The following is a 15,745-nucleotide window of genomic DNA, read 5'->3' on the forward strand; positions in this document are numbered from 1 at the left end:
TCGGAGCGTAACGCTCAGCCGTTCGAGGAGGAACCGTCCGAACCGGATCCGGTGTCGGATCCGCCATCGGTCCCACCCCGGGTGCCGTTGCCCGGGAACTGCCCGGTGCCGCCGCCGGGGAACTGGTTCGTCCCCGGCACCTGCGTGGTCGACTGGCTCGTGCCGCCGCCGATCGAGTGGCCGATGGCGAAGCCGATGCCACCGCCGATCAGCAGCGCCGCGAGGCCGACCGCGACGGCCAGCACCTGCCAGAACCACGGCGGTCGCGGGCCGTCCGTGCGCAGGCCGCGCTTCCGGCGGGGCGTCGCCGCGGAGCCGTACCAGGGCGTCGCGCCGTTCGGAGCACCCGGGTCCCAGGGCCCGGCCGGAGGAGTCGATGTGGGCGCCGGGGCGTCGAGCGTCGCGGTCGAGGTGGGCGTCGGTGCGGCGCCCCAGCCGGCCGGGCTGGCGGGGTACGGCGTGGTGGGCTGGTTGGCTGCGGGGTCCGCAGCGTCGCGGGGCTCGGGGGTCACGGGGGTGCGCTCGGTCATGAGGACGAGTACAGACCGGTCGCCTATGTACGGGCGATGACGACGCTGGTGCGTCACTGTGCACAGCACCGTCCGCGTAGCCTCGCACCGTGCGCGCCAGAGTCGAGACCGTCCGGATCGACGGACTCCCCGTGCGCCTGCACACCCTCGCACCGGCCGGCAGGGTGCACGATGCCCTCGGCCCGACGGTCGTGCTCGTGCACGGCATCGGGATGTCCCACCGGTCGTTCACGAAGTCGCAGAAGGCGCTCGCCACGACGCACCGGACCGTGAGCGTGGACCTGCCGGGCTTCGGGGGGCTCCCGGCGGCCGGTCGGCGTCTCTCCATGGCCGAGCTCGGGGACCTCGTCGTCCGCGCCGTGCTGTCCCGCGGCGCGGGGGAGCTCGTGTTCGTCGGGCAGTCGATGGGGACGCAGGTCGTCGTCGAGGCGGCTCGTCGGCACCCGGACGTGGTCGCGTCGGTCGTGCTCGTCGGTCCGGTCATCGCCGCCGGTCGCCGCCGGTTGCCCGTGCAGGCGCTCGACCTCGGGCGGGACGGCCTCGTCGAGGGGGTCCGCATGAACGCCGTGCTGGTGACCGACTACCTCCGGAGCATCCGGCAGTACGTGCCCGAACTCCGACCGATGCTCCGCTACCGGCTCGAGGACACGATCGCCGACGTCACCCAGCCGGTGCTCGTCGTCCGGGGCACCGAGGACCCGATCGCGCGCCACGACTGGTCCGCCCGGGTCGCCGCGACCGCCCGGCGCGGCGCGCTCGTCGAGCTGCCGGGTCCCCACCACGTGCAGGAGCGCCAGCCGGTGGCGTTCGCGCAGCTCGTGGGGGAGTTCCGCCGGGTGCAGACCCTCGAGGGGTCGCGACCCGAGGGGCTGCGATGACCGACGCGACCACGTGGGGGACGGGCGGGACGCGCACGGACCGCACCGCGCCTCCCGTCCGCACCTCCCTGCTCCGCCGCGCCCGGTGGGCCGTCCTCGACTGGTGGTACGCCATCCGCTGGCAGGTGCGCAGCCTCGGCCCGACCACCGCCGACGACTACCGGAGCGGCGACGGCCAACCGGTCGTCGTCGTGCCCGGCGTCTACGAGACCTGGCACTTCATGCGTCCGCTCATGGACGCGCTGCACGACCGCGGACACCCGGTGCACGTGCTGCCGGTGCTCCGGCACAACCTGCGTCCGGTGCCGGAGTCCGCGGCGGAGGTCCTGGCGTCCCTCGAGGAGCAGGACCTCCGCGACGTCCTGCTCGTCGCGCACAGCAAGGGCGGGCTGATCGGGAAGTACGCCATGACCCGCCTCGACGACCACGGTCGGATCGATCGGATGGTCGCCGTGTCGACGCCGTTCGGCGGGTCCGGGTACGCACGGCTCGCACCCGTGCGGCACCTGCGGGCGTTCCGGTCGAGCGACCCGGTGCTCGCCGGCCTCGCGCGGGAGCTCGACGCGAACGCCCGGATCACCAGCGTCTACGGCGTCTTCGACACGCTCATCCCCGAGGGCAGCGCGCTCGCCGGGGCGACGAACGTGCGGGTCCCGGTCGGCGGGCACTTCCGGATCCTCGGCGACCCCCGGACGCGTGCGGCGGTGCTCGCGGCGGCCGACCCGGACCCCGGGGCTGGTCGCTCGGCGCCCGGGTCGGGGCAGTAGGCACCCGGGCCGGGTCGCCCGGGGCGGGTCGCCCGGCTCCGGCGTCAGGCTCCGGGCAGGAACAGGCAGAACGGGTGGCCGTCGGGGTCGAGCAGGACGCGGACGTCCTCCTGCGGCTGGAACGCCGCCTGACGGGCACCGAGCCCCTCCGCCCGGGCCACCGCCGCGGGCAGGTCCTCCACCTGGAAGTCGAGGTGCAACTGCATGCCGGGCGCGTCCTCCGTCCCGGGCCAGGTCGGGGCCACGTAGGCGGGCTCGTACTGCACCGAGAGGCCCGGACCGTCCTCGGGTCGGATGCGGGCCCAGGTCGGGTCGTCCTCGTGGACGGTCCACCCGGTCAGTGCCCCGTAGAACCGGGCGAGCGCGAGGGGCTCCGGCGACTGCAGGACGGTGGCGGCGAGCGTCGGCATCGACGGGTCAGCAGCGGTCATGCGGCGGAGCGTACGCCGGTCGCACACTGCGCGGGCGGCGCGCCGCGCCGCGCTCGCGCGCGGACGTCAGCGCGACGCCACGCTCGCGCGCTCGACGATCCGGTGCGGCACGACGACGGTCTCGGGCGGAGCCTGGCGGTCCTCGATCCGCCGGCTGAGCAGGTCGAGGGCTGCCGTCGCGAACGCCCGCCGGTCGAACGACACCGTGCTGAGCGCCGGGATCGCGTAGGCGGCACCGTCGACGTCGTCGAACCCGATCACGCTCACCTGCTCGGGGACCCGGACACCCCGGGCCGCGAGGACGTGCAGCACCCCGAACGCGATCGAGTCCGTGAAGGCGAACACGGCGTCGGGCAGCGGGTGCTCGTCGAGCCACGCCGCGAAGGCCGACGCAGCCGCGCTGGTCGACCACGCCGGCAGCGGGACCCGGAGCCCCGGGTCGGGAGCGATGCCGGCCGTCTCGAGCGCGGCGAGGTACCCGCGCTCCCGCAGCTCGCTCGTCGCGGTGGCCTCGACCGCGCGGGCGGCACCGACGATCGCGATGCGCCGGTGTCCCCGTCCGACGAGGTACGAGGTGACCTGCTCGGCCGCAGCACGGCTGTCGACGTGCACCTGGTCGACGTGCTCGGGCTCCACCTCGCCGATGACGACCGTCGGGGGCAGCCCCTCGGCCCCGGCGAGCACGCTCGCGCTGAGCGACACCGGGTTGAGGATCAGCCCGTCGACGAGGTGCGCGCGGGCCCGCGACACGAGTTCGCGTTCCCGCTCGGGGTCGTTGCCCGTCTGGTCGAGCTGCACGGTCCAGCCGCGCTCCCGGGAGAGCTCGACGAACCACTGCGCGAGTTCGGCGGAGTAGGCGCTGCCCATCTCGGGGAGCGTCAGGGCGATCGCGCCGGACCGACCGTTGCGCAGGCCGCGGGCCGACAGGTTCGGCACGTAGTCGAGTTCGGCGAGGGCCTGTTCGACCCGCGCACGGGTCTCCGGGCGCACCACGACACCGCCGTTGATGACGTTGGAGACGGTCTTCGGCGACACCCCGGCGAGGGCAGCCACGTCCCGCACGGTCGCGCGCATCGCCACGAGCGTAGCGCGGCTGCCGACTCAGGGGCGCACGTACCGGTGCACGTACGTCGTGTAGCCGACGGGGACGGTCGCGCTGTCGGCGGTCTCCGGGTCCTCGTCGAGCACGCTCCGCACCCGGTCGAGCAGGGCGGAGCGCTCCGCCGGCGGGAGCACGATCACGTAGCTGCGCGAGGCGATCATGTCGAGGAACGCCGACCGTTCCTGCTCGTGCACCCACGGGAACCGCTCGTGCTCGACGGCGTCGCCGTCGAACGGCGGCCCGACGACCGGTGCGCTCTGCACGCTCGCCCGCGACTCGGGCTGGGACAGGATCGCACTGATCCGGGCGGACCACGGCCGGGTCTCGTCGCGGACGTTCCACACCAGGCCGAGGACGCCGCCCGGGCGGAGGACCCGGGCCACCTCGCGCGCGCCCTGCACCGGGTCCACCCAGTGCCACGCCTGCGCGAAGGTCACGGCGTCCGCGCTCGCGTCGGCCAGGGGGATCGACTCGCCGGTGCCCGCGAGTGCCCGCACGTCCGGCAGCACCGCGGTGAGCCGCTCGCGCATCGCCGGGTCCGGTTCGACGGCGACGACCTCGGCGGCGCGTCCGACGAGGCTCCGCGTGAACTTGCCGGTCCCCGCGCCGACGTCGGCGACGAGTCGGGCGTCCGCCGGCAGGAGCCAGTCGACCGTCGCGTCCGGGTACTCCGGCCGACCGCGCTCGTACGCATCTGCCGCGGCTCCGAACGAGTTGGCGTACTGCTCCGGGCTCATGCGTCCAGCATGCCCCGACCGCGCGCGTGGCGGACGGGAGGCGCGGGTCGGGCTGGTCGCGCGCCTCCTGTCCGGCCGTGTGGCGGACGGGAGGCGCGGGTCGACGCCGCCACGTGCCTCCCGTCCGCTGTCGTCGCCGCGGCCACGCGACGGTCACGCTGTCGGGACGGCCACCGTCCGGCCGGTCCGCACCGACTCCTGCGCCGCGAGGACGATCGACAGCGTCCGCAACCCGACCTGCACGTCCGGTTGCGGCTGCACGCCTGCCCGCACCCCGTCCAGGAACGTCCGCAGCATCGGCACGTCGTGGTCCGCGCCGTACCGCAGTTCGATCGGGCGGCCGCTGACCGCGTCGAGTCCTCGGGCGGCGGCTCCGAAGAAGTCCACCGACACCGTGCCGCCCGTCCCGGCCACGTCCAACGTCAGGCCGCCCCACGCCGGCGAGGTGTCGGGCCGGCTCCACGAGCAGTCGATCGCGACGACCATGCCCGTGTCGTAGGTGACCGTGACGAGCCCGGCAGTCTCGGCACGTGCGCGCTCGGCGTGCAGGACCCGGTTCGCGACGGCGGTGACGGACACCGGTCGCGCGCCGGTCAGCCCGTCGACGAGGTCGGCGACGTGCACGACGTGGTCGACGATCGCCCCGCCGCCGCTTCGTGCCGGATCCGTGAACCAGTCGCGGGTGAGCGGCAGCATGCCGTTGTTCGCGCCGCGCACCGAGAACACCGTGCCGAGCGCACCCGACGCCTGCGTGGCGCGCAGCCGCTCGAACGCCGAGGCGAACCGCACCGGGTACGCCATCATGAGCGTGACCCCGGCGCGCTGCACGGCGTCGCGGATCGCGAGGCCGTCCTCCCACGAGGTGGCGAGCGGCTTCTCGCACAGCACGTGCGCACCGGTGGCGGCTGCCTGTTCCACGAACTCGCGGTGCCGCGCGTTCTCGCTCGTGATGACGACGGCGTCGGGGCTCCACGCGAGCAGGTCGTCGACCGTGTCGGCGTGGTGGAGCCCGAATGCGTCGGCGAGGTCGGCGCCGCGGAGCTCGCCGAGGGTCGTGCCGGTCGAGACCCCGCCGGGGTCCGAGCCGCGCACCTCGACGTCGGTCATCGCGGCGAGCGCCGAGAGGTACCCGATCGCGTGCGTGTGGGCGAAGGACAGGACGCCGACGCGGAGGGTCACAGCGTCACCTCCACGGGCTGTCCGGACTCGATCGACGCCAGGGCCGCGTTGGCGATGTGCACCGCGACGGCACCGTCCGCCGCGCTGACGCGGGGGAGGGGGCCGCCGTCGAACGCGGCGACGAAGTCCGCGAGCTCGAGGGCGTACGGGTCCTCGGCGGGGTCGACGGGCGGCAGGAACCCGTCGACGGCGGTCGGGGTCGCGAGGTCGGCGCGGGTGTCCTCCTCGGCGAGGGACGAGTGCGACAGGCTGCCGAGCGTGCCGGTCACGGAGTACTCGGTGCTGAAGGCGAGGTGCTGCGGTCCCCAGAGTCCGGCGACGTGGCTGATCGCGCCGGACGCGTGCGTGAGGAGCACGTGCGCGGCCTCGACCGGGTGCTCGTCGTCGCCCGCCCGGACCGTGACGGCGGACACACGGGTGACCGGACCGGCGACCCAGCGGGCGATGTCGAGGTCGTGGATCATCTGGTCCATCACGATGCCGCCGGACTGCGCCGGGTCGCCGAACCACGCGACGCGGGTGGGGAACGCCCCGGAGCGGGAGAAGCGCAGGACGGCGAGGTCGCCCAGGAGGCCCGTCGTGACGGCGTCGTGCAGCCGTCGGTACGCGGGGAACCAGCGGACGACGTGGGCCGGGTAGAGCTGCAGGCCCGCGTCGGCCGCCCCTGTGACGAGGTCGTCGGCGTCGGCGTCGGTGCGGGCGAGGGGCTTCTCCGAGACGACGTGCTTGCCCGCCGCGAGTGCTGCGCGGACGACGGCGGCGTGGGCAGGTGTCGGGACGACGACGTCGACGACGTCGACCGCGGCGAGCAGGTCGTCGAGTGAGTCGGCGACGGTGATCGTGCTGCCGGCGCGTGCGGCCTCGTCCGAGAACGCGGCGGCGAGCTCGGGTGCGCCGTCCAGCGAGTGCACCACGAGGTCGCCGAGGCGGAGCAGACCGGGGACGTGGGCGACCGCGATGCCGCCGGCACCCACGAGTCCGATCCGCCGGCGTGGTCGGGGCATGGACTGCGTCGTCATGGAGCCAGCGTAGGGGTGACGGCGTGGTCGGCGCCGGTCCGACCCGGCATCGCGGCGATGGACCGTTACAACGATGGAAACGTTTGGCAACGGGTTGCCGCACCGTTGCCGTCACCGCCAGGGTCGCTCCAGGAATCCAACGGAGGGGGCCACCGAGTGACGAAGCTCGACGACCGTGCGACGAGCCGCACGAGGACCGCTGAACAGCGCGACCCACGAGCGGCAGCGCCGCCCGACCCCCGGCTCCGCCGGCGCAGCACGTGGCAGCGGATCCGCCGTGACAAGGTGCTGCTGCTCATGGGCCTGCCCGGTGTCGCGCTCCTGCTCGGCTTCCACTACCTGCCGCTGCTCGGGAACCTCATCGCGTTCCAGGAGTACCTGCCCTTCGTGCCGCTCGGCCGCAGCCCGTGGGTCGGGTTCGACAACTTCTCGGTGATCTTCGACGGTGACCCCGAGTTCCTCCGCGCCCTCGGCAACACGCTGCTCATCACGCTCGTGCAGGTCGTCTTCGTGTTCCCCGCGCCGATCGTCCTCGCGCTCATGCTCAACTCGCTGCTCTCCGAGCGCATCAAGCAGGTCGTGCAGTCCGTGCTGTACCTGCCGCACTTCCTGTCGTGGGTGATCGTCGTCGCGGTGTTCCAGCAAATCCTCGGTGGCTCGGGGCTCGTGAACAACGCCATCCGAGCAGCCGGCGGTGACGCGATCGACTTCCTCGGCAACCCGAACGGCTTCATCGCCCTGCTGACCAGCCAGGTGATCTGGAAGGACACCGGGTGGGCGACGATCCTCTTCCTCGCCGTCCTCAGCCAGATCGACGCGAGTCTGTACGAGGCGGCGAAGATGGACGGCGCGAGTCGCTGGCGGCAGCTCTGGCACGTGACCCTGCCCGGCATGCGCGGGATCATCATCCTGCTGCTCATCCTCCGGCTCGGCGACTCCCTGACCGTCGGGTTCGAGCAGATCCTCCTGCAGCAGCAGGCCGTCGGGCGGGCCGCGAGCGAGGTCCTCGACACCTACGTCTACAACAACGGCGTCCTCGGCGGGCAGTGGGGCGTCGCCGCAGCGGTCGGGCTCGTGAAGGGCGTCGTCGGCGTCCTGCTCGTCCTCGGCGCCAACAAGCTCGCGCACGTCTTCGGCGAAGCGGGCGTCTACCAGAAGGAGGCGAAGTGACCGCCACGCACACCGTGACCGTCCCCGGGACGAAGAAGCGCCGCCGCGGCGGCCCGGACGCGCCCCCGCTGCCCGGACGGCTGCTCACCGGCTCCGTCCTGCTCGTGATCTGCCTCGTCGTCATCCTGCCGTTCGTCGGGATCGTGTCGACGAGTCTCGCGCCCGTCGCCCAGGTGAACGACGCCGGCGGGTTCGTGATGTGGCCCGAGGGCATCGACCTCGGCGCGTACCAGAGCATCTTCGCCGGCGGCGTCGTCACCCGCGCGATGCTCGTCAGCATCGGGATCACCGTGGTCGGGACCCTCATCAGCCTCTTCGTCAGCGCGATGCTCGCCTACGCCCTGAGCCGTCCGGGATCGTACGGATCCGGGTTCGTCCTGAGCCTCGTGCTGGTCAGCCTGCTGTTCGCACCGGGGCTCATCCCGAACTACCTCGTCGTGAAGGAGTTCGGGCTGCTCGACTCGTACTGGGCGCTCATCCTGCCGACGGCCCTCAGCGCGTTCAACGTCATCGTGATGCGGTCGTTCTTCATGGCGATCCCGAAGGAACTCATCGAGTCCGCCCGCATCGACGGCGCCGGCGACTTCCAGGTGTTCTGGCGGATCGTGCTCCCGCTGTCGAAGGCCGTCCTCGCCGTGATCGGGCTCTTCTACGCGGTCGGCTACTGGAACGCCTTCTTCAACGCGTTGCTCTACATCAACGACACCGCGAAGTGGCCACTCCAGCTCGTGCTGCGCACCTACGTCATCAACAACGCGCAGCTGGGCGGCGCCGACCTCGGCACGTCCTCCGACGCACTGCCCCCGCAGGCCTCGATCCAGATGGCGATCCTCGTCGTCTCGATCGTGCCGATCCTCATCGTCTACCCGTTCCTGCAGCGGCACTTCGCCAAGGGTGTCCTGACCGGCGCCGTGAAGGGCTGAACCATGACCACGTCCATCAGCCGCCGCGGGTTCGTCGCCGGCGGACTCGGCATCGCCGCCACGACCCTCCTGGCCAGCTGCTCCACCGTCACCCGGTCGACCGACGTCACGGCGATCAACAAGGCCGTCGAACTGCCGGACTACGTGCCCTGGACCGGCGGCCCCGAGCCCGTCCTCCCGAAGACGAGCCCGCTCATGCCGAGCGCCTTCCGGAAGATCCCGGCGACGCTCGTGCCGACCAGGGGCAAGCCGGGCGACGGTTCGGCCGTGCAGGGCAGCGTCCCCACCAACTCGCCCGTCCCGCCGTCGAAGGGGAGCAACCCGTACTGGCAGGGCCTCGACGAGCGGATGGGGATCGACCTCGACCTGACGATCACCCCGGGCGCGGACTTCGGCAACAAGTTCGCCACCCAGGTCGCCGGCGACACCCTCGGCGACGTGTTCACGATCAACCAAGCGTTCTCGTACCTGCCGCAGTTCCTCGAGGCGAAGGCCGCCGACCTCAGCCCCTACCTGTCCGGCAGCGGCATCCGCGACTACCCGTACCTGGCGAACCTGCCGACGGCGTCGTGGCGCGGGACGGTGTTCTCGGGCGGCATCTACGGCGTCCCCGTGCCCCGGGGGCCGCTGACCTCGCAGGCGCTGCACCGTCGCCAGGACGTCTTCGAGCGGCTCGGCGTCGACCCGTCGTTCTCGAGCGTCGACGAGTTCGTGCGCCTCTGCCGCGAGGTCTCCGACCCCCACGCGAACCGCTGGGCCGTCGCCTCGGTACCGACGAACATCATCGCGCCGATGCTCGGCCTGCCGAATCAGTGGCGGCAGCGGGGCGGACGGCTCACCCACATGTACGAGCTCGAGGAGTACGTGGAACTCCTCGACGTCTCACGTCGGCTCATCGCCGAGGACCTCGTCCACCCGGACAGCATCACTGCCTACAACGGCAAGGTCTGGTTCGTGCAGGGCTCGGCGCTGATGCTCTCCGACACGTACAGCGCGATCCCCGGGCTCCTGCAGCAGGCGACGCCCGGTTCCGGCTTCGAGCTGACGATCGCCCCCTTCGTCGGACCGTCCGGAGGCGCCGCGAAGCCCTGGCTGGGCGACCCGAACAACACGATCACCTCCGTGGCCGCAGGTTCGGAGTCTCGTGTCCGGATGCTCCTCGAGGTCCTGAACTGGTGCGCGTCACCGTTCGGCACCGAGGCCTGGACCTACCGCAAGTTCGGCATCGAGGGGCGTGACTTCGAGTACCGCGACGGCGCCCCGGTCCTGACGAAGACCGGCAACAGCGAGACCGCGCTCGGCGAGTTCCCGCTGCAGTACTTCACCGAGTGCCCGCTGCCGCTGTACTACGCGGGCAACCCGACGATGACCGACACCGTGTACGAGTCGCTGTCGTCCTGGCTCGACCGCGGACTGCCGAACCCCGTCTACGGCCTGTACTCGCCGACGAACTCGACGAAGGGCCCGGCGATCGGCACGTTCGCGACGAACGCGATCAACGACGTGCTGCTCGGTCGGGCGAAGGTCTCGTCCTGGAGGACGACGGTGCGCGACTGGCGTCGCCGCGGCGGCGACGCGATCCGGCGCGAGTACGAGCAGGCGCTGGAGGCGCGCGCCGCCTGACGCGGCTGGTGACGGACCGTCGGACGCGAGGCGCGGGTCGGCCCCGCCCCGCGCCGCCCGTTCCGCAGCCCGGCGCGTCCACCCCACCCCGACCAGACTCCTCGCCTGGCTCACGGACGTCCGTATCGGCCTCCGGTCGTGACCGTTCCGGTCCGCGGAACCCGGGGATCGCGAACCGGAACGGTCAACGGCCGGGCGGAGTGCCCGCTCCCGGCGAGTTCCGTGCCCTACGCTCAGCTCGTGGGGAAGCGCGGCATCTACGTCGAGACGGTCATCGACGCCGGCGTCGACCGGGTGTGGGCTGCGACGCAGGACCCCGAGCAGCACGTCCGGTGGGACCTCCGCTTCTCCGAGATCCTCTCCGAGCCGGCGGACGCCGATGGTGCCGCCCGCTTCACGTACGTCCGGCGCTCTCCGGTGCACGACGTGCACGGAACCGGCGTGAGCATCGGCGAGCGACGTCGTGCGGACGGCACGCGCACGTCGGCGCTCCGGTTCGCGACCGACGACCGCCTGTCGCCGATCCGGGCTGGCCGCGGCTACTGGCGGTACGTCCCGACCATCGACGGGCGCACCCGGTTCGTCACCGGCTACGACTACGACTCCGGCTGGGGCCCGCTCGACCTCGTGGTCCGGCCGCTCCTCGGCTGGGCGACCGCGTGGAGTTTCGACCGACTCCGGATCTGGCTGGAGGGCGGGGCCGAGCCGGAGGCCTGGCCGCTCACCTCCGTGCTGCAGCCGTGGCGGCGGGGCCGGCCCCGCGCCTCCAGGACCCGTCGCGCACCCGTCGGTGGCACCCGGCGAGGCGACCAGCTGCACGACGCGCCCGCCACCCTGGCAGCGCTGCACGACCCGGGAGGCAACCGATGAGCTCGGTGTTCGAGGAGGCGCTCGGCGCCGACTTCCAGCGACTGCACCCGATGATGCGCCGTCGGTTCGGTGTCGGACTCGACGCGGCGGAGGCGTGCACCGGCCGTGGGGTGATGACGTCCATCCGTCGGGGACCCTGGTGGACGGTGCCGTTCCTGCAGATCGGACGACTGCGGAACATCCTCGTGCCGGACGTCGGGACGGACGTGCCGTTCACGATCGAGAACTACCCCTACCGTGATCGGTACGGTCGCGAGACGGTGACGTTCGTCCGGACCTACACGACCGAGCCCGGGCGGACGGCGCGGTTCGACGCCACGATGGTGCTCGTCGACGGCAAGGTGCTCGACTACCTCGGTTCGCACCAGCACCTGGCGGTGGACCTCGACCTCGCCGTCGACGACCGCGGCGGACTCGTGCTGACCTCGGACGCGCAGCGGTTCTACGAGGGCCCGATCGCGTTCCGGTTCCCGATGCTGTTCAGCGGCCGGGCGTCCCTGCGCGAGTGGTGGTCGGAGGAGGACCAGGCGTTCCACGTCGACCTCGAGGTGCACAATCGGGTCTTCGGGTTCCTGTTCGGCTACCGCGGGACGTTCACGTGCGAGTGGACGCCGGCGACCGACGCACCCGAGCGACTCAAACCGCGGCGGACCGAACTGCGGACCTGACCCGCCACGACTGGAGGAACCTTGACGGACACGCCCTTCCGGCCAGCGCTGGCGACCTTCTTCCGGGGCCTCGCTGCGCACAACGACCCGACGTGGTTCGAGGACCACCGAGACGACTGGCTGCGCTACGCGCAGGAGCCGATGGAGGCGCTGCTCGCCGAGGCCGAGCGACGGTACGGACCCGGCCGGATCCTCCGCCAGCACCGTGACCTGCGCTTCACGCCCGACAAGCGGCCGTACCGCGAGGACACCGGACTCACCGCGGGTGGCGTGTACCTGAGCGCCGGAGTCGACGGGATCCAAGCCGGCGGCGGGCTCTACACGCCGTCTCGCGCACAGTTGACCGCGGCTCGCACCGCGATCGACGAACATCCGCAGGCGGCCGCGGCACTGCAGCGGGAACTCGACGAACTCACCGGTGCCGGGTTCGAGCTCGCCGGCCCGCCCCTGAAGACCGCTCCGCGCGGGTTCCCGGCGGACCACCCGCGGATCGGGCTCCTGCGCATGCAGCACTACGCCGCGCTGGTGCACCTGCCGCTCACGAGCCCGCTGTCCGATGTCGTCGATGCGTGGGAGCGTGTGCAGCCCCTCGTGCGGTGGACCGTGAAGTGGGCCCGCGCGGACGACCCGGAGGCATCGGACGACCCGGCGCCGCCCGTGCCGGGCGCGCGGTCGATCGACGAGCGCGCCTGATCCGAGGGCGCCGGACCCGGCGCGCGGGCCGGAGCCGTCGGTCAGCGGCGGAGCCAGCCGGCCTCGGCGAACACCGTCTGCAGCTCGGTCACGAACCGCGACCCGTGGAACCCGTCCGTGACCGCGTGGTTCACCTGCATCGCGAGCGGCATCAGCGTGCGCCCCTCGACGAACCGGTACCGGCCGATGGTGAAGATCGGCAGCAGGTGGTCCCAGCCGTCCCGCACGTGCAGGGCGAACCCGGTGAAGGACGCCCCGGGCAGGGTCGAGATGTCGAACACGTTCTGCGGGCGGTCCGCCTGCGGGAACATGCGGTGGTCGTCCCGGTAGCGCTCCATCGTCGCGACCGCGGCCTCGTGGAAGCGCGCCGGATCGTCGTCGTACGGCACGGTCAGCACGGAGAACGTCTCGGTGTCGGGGTGGAACACGGTGAACATCGGGTGCACGACGTCCCAGACCGCCGGCGAGCCGTCGTCGAGCAGCTGCATCCGGAACTCGTCGTGCCGGTTCACCACCGAGGCGATCGCCCAGATCTGCGACGCGTAGGCGCGGCGATCGGTGGCCCGCACGGTCTCGGCGAAGTCCGTGACGTCGAGTTCGACGGTCATCTCCCACGTGCACGGCACGCGGTCGCGGTAGTGCTCGAAGTGTTCGCGTCGGGGCCATCGGTCGAGGTCGACGGGGCGGAGCTCGGTCATGGGACCAGCTTGGTCGCGAGTGCCTGGTCGAGCGCCGAACGGTCCCCGTCGATCGTGACGCTCACGGCGTCCAGCGGGCGACGCCCCCAGAGGACGAGCAGCAGGTCCTCCGCCCGACCCGTCACCCGGACCGCAGGTCCGGCCGCGGCGGTACCGACGAGCTCCGCCTCGCCGTCGGTGTCCGAGAACGCGAACACGACACCGTCCGACAACGGCTCGACCCGGCCGAGCCGCACCTGGCGGGGGTACAGGTCGCCGACCACCTCACGCACGCCGTCGGACGCCGTGTCTGCCTGGAGGCGCGGCTCGCCCCCGACGGCCTGCCGTGCGTCCCACAGGTGCATCGTCGTCTCGTGCAGCTGTCGTCGTGCCCACGTGCCGGCCGTGTCGGGTGGGTAGATCGCGGTGCATGGAGCGTCCGCCGGACGCGCGCGGAGCGCTGCGACGAGGCGGTCCGCTCCGGCGCGGAACCGGTCGGCGAGGTCGGCGTGCTCCTGCTCGTCCTGCGCGTCCTGCTCGTCCGGCTCGGGGCCGGTGAGCTGGCCGAGTGCCCAGCGGTGGATGTCCGTCAGGTGCCCGGCGAGGTCTGCCAGCGTCCACCCCGGGCAGGATGGCACCACAGCGTCGTGGTCGCCCGAGCGGAGCACCGCCTCGAACCCGTCGACCGCTTCCTCGAGCAGGTCGATGCGGGCCCCGTGCACGGACCCGTCGCTGACGCCGCTCGAACGCAGGGCGGCCCGGAGCCCGTCGATCCCGGTGAAGTGGTGCACTCGCATGCCGAGCTCGACGGCCCCGGCGAGCTTCGGCTCCGAGTCGTCGGTGAAGAACACCTCGGGTCCCGTGAGGCCGAGTGCGTCCAGTACGTGCCGGAACGCCCGGACGTCGGGCTTCGTGAACCCGATCTCGTGCGAGCTGAACACGGCGTCGACCCGGTCGTGCAGCCCGAACGAGGCGACCTCGGCGGGGATGCCGTCCGTGCCGTTCGTCAGCACCGCGGTCGTGTGCCCGGCGGCGCGGAGCTCGTCCACGAGCGCCAGCACGTCGGCGTCCGGCGTGGACGGCTGGCAGCCCCAGGCCTCGGCTGCGGCCGGGTCACCGATGCGCTCGCCGATGGTCCGGATCCAGGCGTCCCGGGTGACCCGGCCCGTCGTCACGTCGTCGATCAGGGGTGCAGCGAACGCCACCGCCTCGATCGTCCCCGGGACGAGGCCGTGTTCGCGCTCGATGGCCTCGACGTGCTCGGGGTGGAAGCGCCGGATGACGCCGTCCAGGTCGAAGAGGACCGCTCGGATGCTCGGCACCGGACGTCAGTCGTTCGGACGGATGAGGCAGAACGGGTGCCCGGCGGGGTCCAGGTACACGCGGAACGTGTCCGTCCCGGAGCCCGTCGCCGTCGCGCCGATGGCCAGGACCGCGGTCTCGCCGGCGTCGAGGTCGTCGACCTTGACGTCGAGGTGGCTCTGCTGCGGCACGTCCTGCCCGGGCCACTCGGGTGCGCGGTACTCCGCCACCCGCTGGAACGCGAGGATCGGCCGGTGGTCCGTGAACGGCAGCGCGACCTCGGCCCAGTCCTCGTCGAAGCCGACGATCTCGCCGCCGAGGAGCTCGGCGTAGAAGCGTGCGAGTGCCCGGGTGTCCGCGCAGTCGAGGACGATGACGTCGAGTGTGCCGATCACAGGAGTGCTCCCGTCGTGACGATGGTGAAGGTGAAGAGCGCCCAGTCGTTGATGATGTGCGCGCCGGTGCTGACGGCGATGTTCTTGGTGCGGATGTACGCCAACGTCAGCACGAGTCGTGCGACCCCGATGACCAGGAACGCCTGGGCGACGTTCCAGCCGTACGTGGGCAGGTGCGCGGCACCGAACCAGACCGCCGTCACGAGCCACGCCACCAGGATCGCCCGCTTCCGGGGCATCCCACCGCGCGAGCAGAACGACAGCACGGCGAGGAACGGCAGGATCGAGAAGAGCTCCTCGCCGAACAGCTGGATCGCGGTGCCGAGGTAGAACGTCGTGACCTCCGCCGCGCCGTGGACGCCGTCCGTCGCGGTGTTCGCGTTCGCGCCGAACACGATGCTCACCAGGATGCCCATCACGGACGACACGATCAGGTTGGCGATCCCGAACGCGACCATGTCCAGGACGTCCCGGCCCGTGGTCCGCTGGAAGATCCGCGACCAGTGCCGCCGGGTGAACACGATGAACACGGTGAGGGGGATGGCCGCGAAGAGGAACCGGGGGACCAGCGACTGCACGTTGTCCGCCGCCGGGTAGAAGCTCAGGACGAGGAACCCGACGGCGCACGCGACGATCACCGTCACCCACTGCACGACGGACAACGGCAGTGGATCCCCGTCGTAGTAGGGGAAGTCCCGACCGTCCCCTCGCTCGATCGCCCTGCCGTACCGCACCGGTACGCGCTCCGGCTCTGCTGCCGTCCCCACCATGCCCCGAGGCT

At 72.3% G+C, this 15,745-nt stretch carries 18 protein-coding genes; 8 read left to right on the forward strand and 10 right to left on the reverse strand.

What is annotated here, in order from left to right; all coding sequences use genetic code 11:
• Window positions 1-14: 14 nt before the first annotated feature.
• Window positions 15-530 carry a hypothetical protein gene (locus tag Q7F20_RS00105; protein WP_305738088.1) on the reverse strand — a complete coding sequence of 172 codons (516 nt, stop codon included), beginning with the start codon at window positions 528-530 and terminating at the stop codon, window positions 15-17.
• A gap of 89 nt (window positions 531-619) precedes the next feature.
• Here Q7F20_RS00105 and Q7F20_RS00110 point away from each other — a divergent pair, with 89 nt between their 5' ends.
• Both Q7F20_RS00110 and Q7F20_RS00115 read left to right on the forward strand, forming a co-directional pair.
• On the forward strand, window positions 620-1,408 hold the full coding sequence (locus Q7F20_RS00110; protein ID WP_305738089.1) for an alpha/beta fold hydrolase: 789 nt from the start codon (window positions 620-622) through the stop codon (window positions 1,406-1,408).
• Window positions 1,405-2,175, forward strand: a complete 771-nt coding sequence (locus tag Q7F20_RS00115; RefSeq protein ID WP_305738090.1) for a triacylglycerol lipase — start codon at window positions 1,405-1,407, stop codon at window positions 2,173-2,175. The genes Q7F20_RS00110 and Q7F20_RS00115 overlap by 4 nt, the downstream gene beginning before the upstream one ends.
• Before the next feature lie 44 nt (window positions 2,176-2,219).
• On the opposite strand, the gene Q7F20_RS00120 is transcribed toward Q7F20_RS00115, so the two are convergent.
• From Q7F20_RS00120 to Q7F20_RS00140, 5 genes are all read right to left on the reverse strand, one after another.
• Complete coding sequence (locus tag Q7F20_RS00120) at window positions 2,220-2,606, reverse strand: VOC family protein (RefSeq protein ID WP_305738091.1); 387 nt, start codon at window positions 2,604-2,606, stop codon at window positions 2,220-2,222.
• Between the two features lie 66 nt (window positions 2,607-2,672).
• Window positions 2,673-3,680 carry a LacI family DNA-binding transcriptional regulator gene (locus Q7F20_RS00125; protein WP_305738092.1) on the reverse strand — a complete coding sequence of 336 codons (1,008 nt, stop codon included), beginning with the start codon at window positions 3,678-3,680 and terminating at the stop codon, window positions 2,673-2,675.
• A 27-nt stretch (window positions 3,681-3,707) separates the two neighbouring features.
• The gene (locus Q7F20_RS00130; protein WP_305738093.1) at window positions 3,708-4,445 is read right to left on the reverse strand and encodes a class I SAM-dependent methyltransferase; all 738 of its coding nucleotides are present in this window, start codon (window positions 4,443-4,445) and stop codon (window positions 3,708-3,710) included.
• 153 nt (window positions 4,446-4,598) lie between these two features.
• Window positions 4,599-5,624 carry a Gfo/Idh/MocA family protein gene (locus Q7F20_RS00135; RefSeq protein ID WP_305738094.1) on the reverse strand — a complete coding sequence of 342 codons (1,026 nt, stop codon included), beginning with the start codon at window positions 5,622-5,624 and terminating at the stop codon, window positions 4,599-4,601.
• On the reverse strand, window positions 5,621-6,643 hold the full coding sequence (locus Q7F20_RS00140) for a Gfo/Idh/MocA family protein (RefSeq protein WP_305738095.1): 1,023 nt from the start codon (window positions 6,641-6,643) through the stop codon (window positions 5,621-5,623). The genes Q7F20_RS00135 and Q7F20_RS00140 overlap by 4 nt, the downstream gene beginning before the upstream one ends.
• A 156-nt stretch (window positions 6,644-6,799) precedes the next feature.
• Here Q7F20_RS00140 and Q7F20_RS00145 point away from each other — a divergent pair, with 156 nt between their 5' ends.
• The 6 genes from Q7F20_RS00145 to Q7F20_RS00170 all read left to right on the forward strand — a co-directional run bounded on the left by Q7F20_RS00145 (window position 6,800) and on the right by Q7F20_RS00170 (window position 12,590).
• A complete protein-coding gene (locus Q7F20_RS00145; protein ID WP_305738096.1) occupies window positions 6,800-7,813 on the forward strand; it encodes a sugar ABC transporter permease in 1,014 nt (337 codons plus the stop codon).
• On the forward strand, window positions 7,810-8,736 hold the full coding sequence (locus tag Q7F20_RS00150; RefSeq protein ID WP_305738097.1) for a carbohydrate ABC transporter permease: 927 nt from the start codon (window positions 7,810-7,812) through the stop codon (window positions 8,734-8,736). The genes Q7F20_RS00145 and Q7F20_RS00150 overlap by 4 nt, the downstream gene beginning before the upstream one ends.
• 3 nt (window positions 8,737-8,739) lie before the next feature.
• On the forward strand, window positions 8,740-10,359 hold the full coding sequence (locus Q7F20_RS00155) for a hypothetical protein (RefSeq protein WP_305738098.1): 1,620 nt from the start codon (window positions 8,740-8,742) through the stop codon (window positions 10,357-10,359).
• Window positions 10,360-10,599: 240 nt separating this feature from the next.
• Window positions 10,600-11,229, forward strand: coding sequence for an SRPBCC family protein (locus Q7F20_RS00160; protein ID WP_305738099.1), 630 nt, complete (start codon window positions 10,600-10,602; stop codon window positions 11,227-11,229).
• The gene (locus Q7F20_RS00165) at window positions 11,226-11,897 is read left to right on the forward strand and encodes a DUF4166 domain-containing protein (RefSeq protein WP_305738100.1); all 672 of its coding nucleotides are present in this window, start codon (window positions 11,226-11,228) and stop codon (window positions 11,895-11,897) included. The genes Q7F20_RS00160 and Q7F20_RS00165 overlap by 4 nt, the downstream gene beginning before the upstream one ends.
• 21 nt (window positions 11,898-11,918) lie before the next feature.
• Window positions 11,919-12,590: a DUF2461 domain-containing protein gene (locus Q7F20_RS00170; protein ID WP_305738101.1), complete on the forward strand. Its 672-nt coding sequence runs from the start codon at window positions 11,919-11,921 to the stop codon at window positions 12,588-12,590.
• 41 nt (window positions 12,591-12,631) lie between these two features.
• Here Q7F20_RS00170 and Q7F20_RS00175 read toward each other — a convergent pair whose 3' ends face one another.
• From Q7F20_RS00175 to Q7F20_RS00190, 4 genes are read right to left on the reverse strand one after another with little or no spacing between them, the layout of a single operon-like run.
• On the reverse strand, window positions 12,632-13,288 hold the full coding sequence (locus tag Q7F20_RS00175) for a CatA-like O-acetyltransferase (RefSeq protein ID WP_305738102.1): 657 nt from the start codon (window positions 13,286-13,288) through the stop codon (window positions 12,632-12,634).
• A complete protein-coding gene (locus tag Q7F20_RS00180; protein ID WP_305738103.1) occupies window positions 13,285-14,589 on the reverse strand; it encodes an HAD-IA family hydrolase in 1,305 nt (434 codons plus the stop codon). The genes Q7F20_RS00175 and Q7F20_RS00180 overlap by 4 nt, the downstream gene beginning before the upstream one ends.
• A gap of 6 nt (window positions 14,590-14,595) precedes the next feature.
• A complete protein-coding gene (locus tag Q7F20_RS00185) occupies window positions 14,596-14,964 on the reverse strand; it encodes a VOC family protein (protein ID WP_305738104.1) in 369 nt (122 codons plus the stop codon).
• Window positions 14,961-15,734, reverse strand: coding sequence for a CPBP family intramembrane glutamic endopeptidase (locus Q7F20_RS00190; RefSeq protein WP_305738105.1), 774 nt, complete (start codon window positions 15,732-15,734; stop codon window positions 14,961-14,963). The genes Q7F20_RS00185 and Q7F20_RS00190 overlap by 4 nt, the downstream gene beginning before the upstream one ends.
• Window positions 15,735-15,745: the final 11 nt, after the last annotated feature.

The sequence above is a fragment of the Curtobacterium sp. A7_M15 genome (assembly GCF_030705415.1).
Taxonomy (GTDB): domain Bacteria; phylum Actinomycetota; class Actinomycetes; order Actinomycetales; family Microbacteriaceae; genus Curtobacterium.

What these genes read in the sequence shown, in the direction of transcription:
- Q7F20_RS00105 (WP_305738088.1), bottom strand. Translation starts at nt 530, where the DNA reads ATGACCGAGCGCACCCCCGTGACCCCCGAGCCCCGCGACGCTGCGGAC.
- Q7F20_RS00115 (WP_305738090.1), top strand. Translation starts at nt 1,405, where the DNA reads ATGACCGACGCGACCACGTGGGGGACGGGCGGGACGCGCACGGACCGC.
- Q7F20_RS00120 (WP_305738091.1), bottom strand. Translation starts at nt 2,606, where the DNA reads ATGACCGCTGCTGACCCGTCGATGCCGACGCTCGCCGCCACCGTCCTG.
- Q7F20_RS00125 (WP_305738092.1), bottom strand. Translation starts at nt 3,680, where the DNA reads ATGCGCGCGACCGTGCGGGACGTGGCTGCCCTCGCCGGGGTGTCGCCG.
- Q7F20_RS00130 (WP_305738093.1), bottom strand. Translation starts at nt 4,445, where the DNA reads ATGAGCCCGGAGCAGTACGCCAACTCGTTCGGAGCCGCGGCAGATGCG.
- Q7F20_RS00140 (WP_305738095.1), bottom strand. Translation starts at nt 6,643, where the DNA reads ATGACGACGCAGTCCATGCCCCGACCACGCCGGCGGATCGGACTCGTG.
- Q7F20_RS00155 (WP_305738098.1), top strand. Translation starts at nt 8,740, where the DNA reads ATGACCACGTCCATCAGCCGCCGCGGGTTCGTCGCCGGCGGACTCGGC.
- Q7F20_RS00165 (WP_305738100.1), top strand. Translation starts at nt 11,226, where the DNA reads ATGAGCTCGGTGTTCGAGGAGGCGCTCGGCGCCGACTTCCAGCGACTG.
- Q7F20_RS00175 (WP_305738102.1), bottom strand. Translation starts at nt 13,288, where the DNA reads ATGACCGAGCTCCGCCCCGTCGACCTCGACCGATGGCCCCGACGCGAA.
- Q7F20_RS00190 (WP_305738105.1), bottom strand. Translation starts at nt 15,734, where the DNA reads ATGGTGGGGACGGCAGCAGAGCCGGAGCGCGTACCGGTGCGGTACGGC.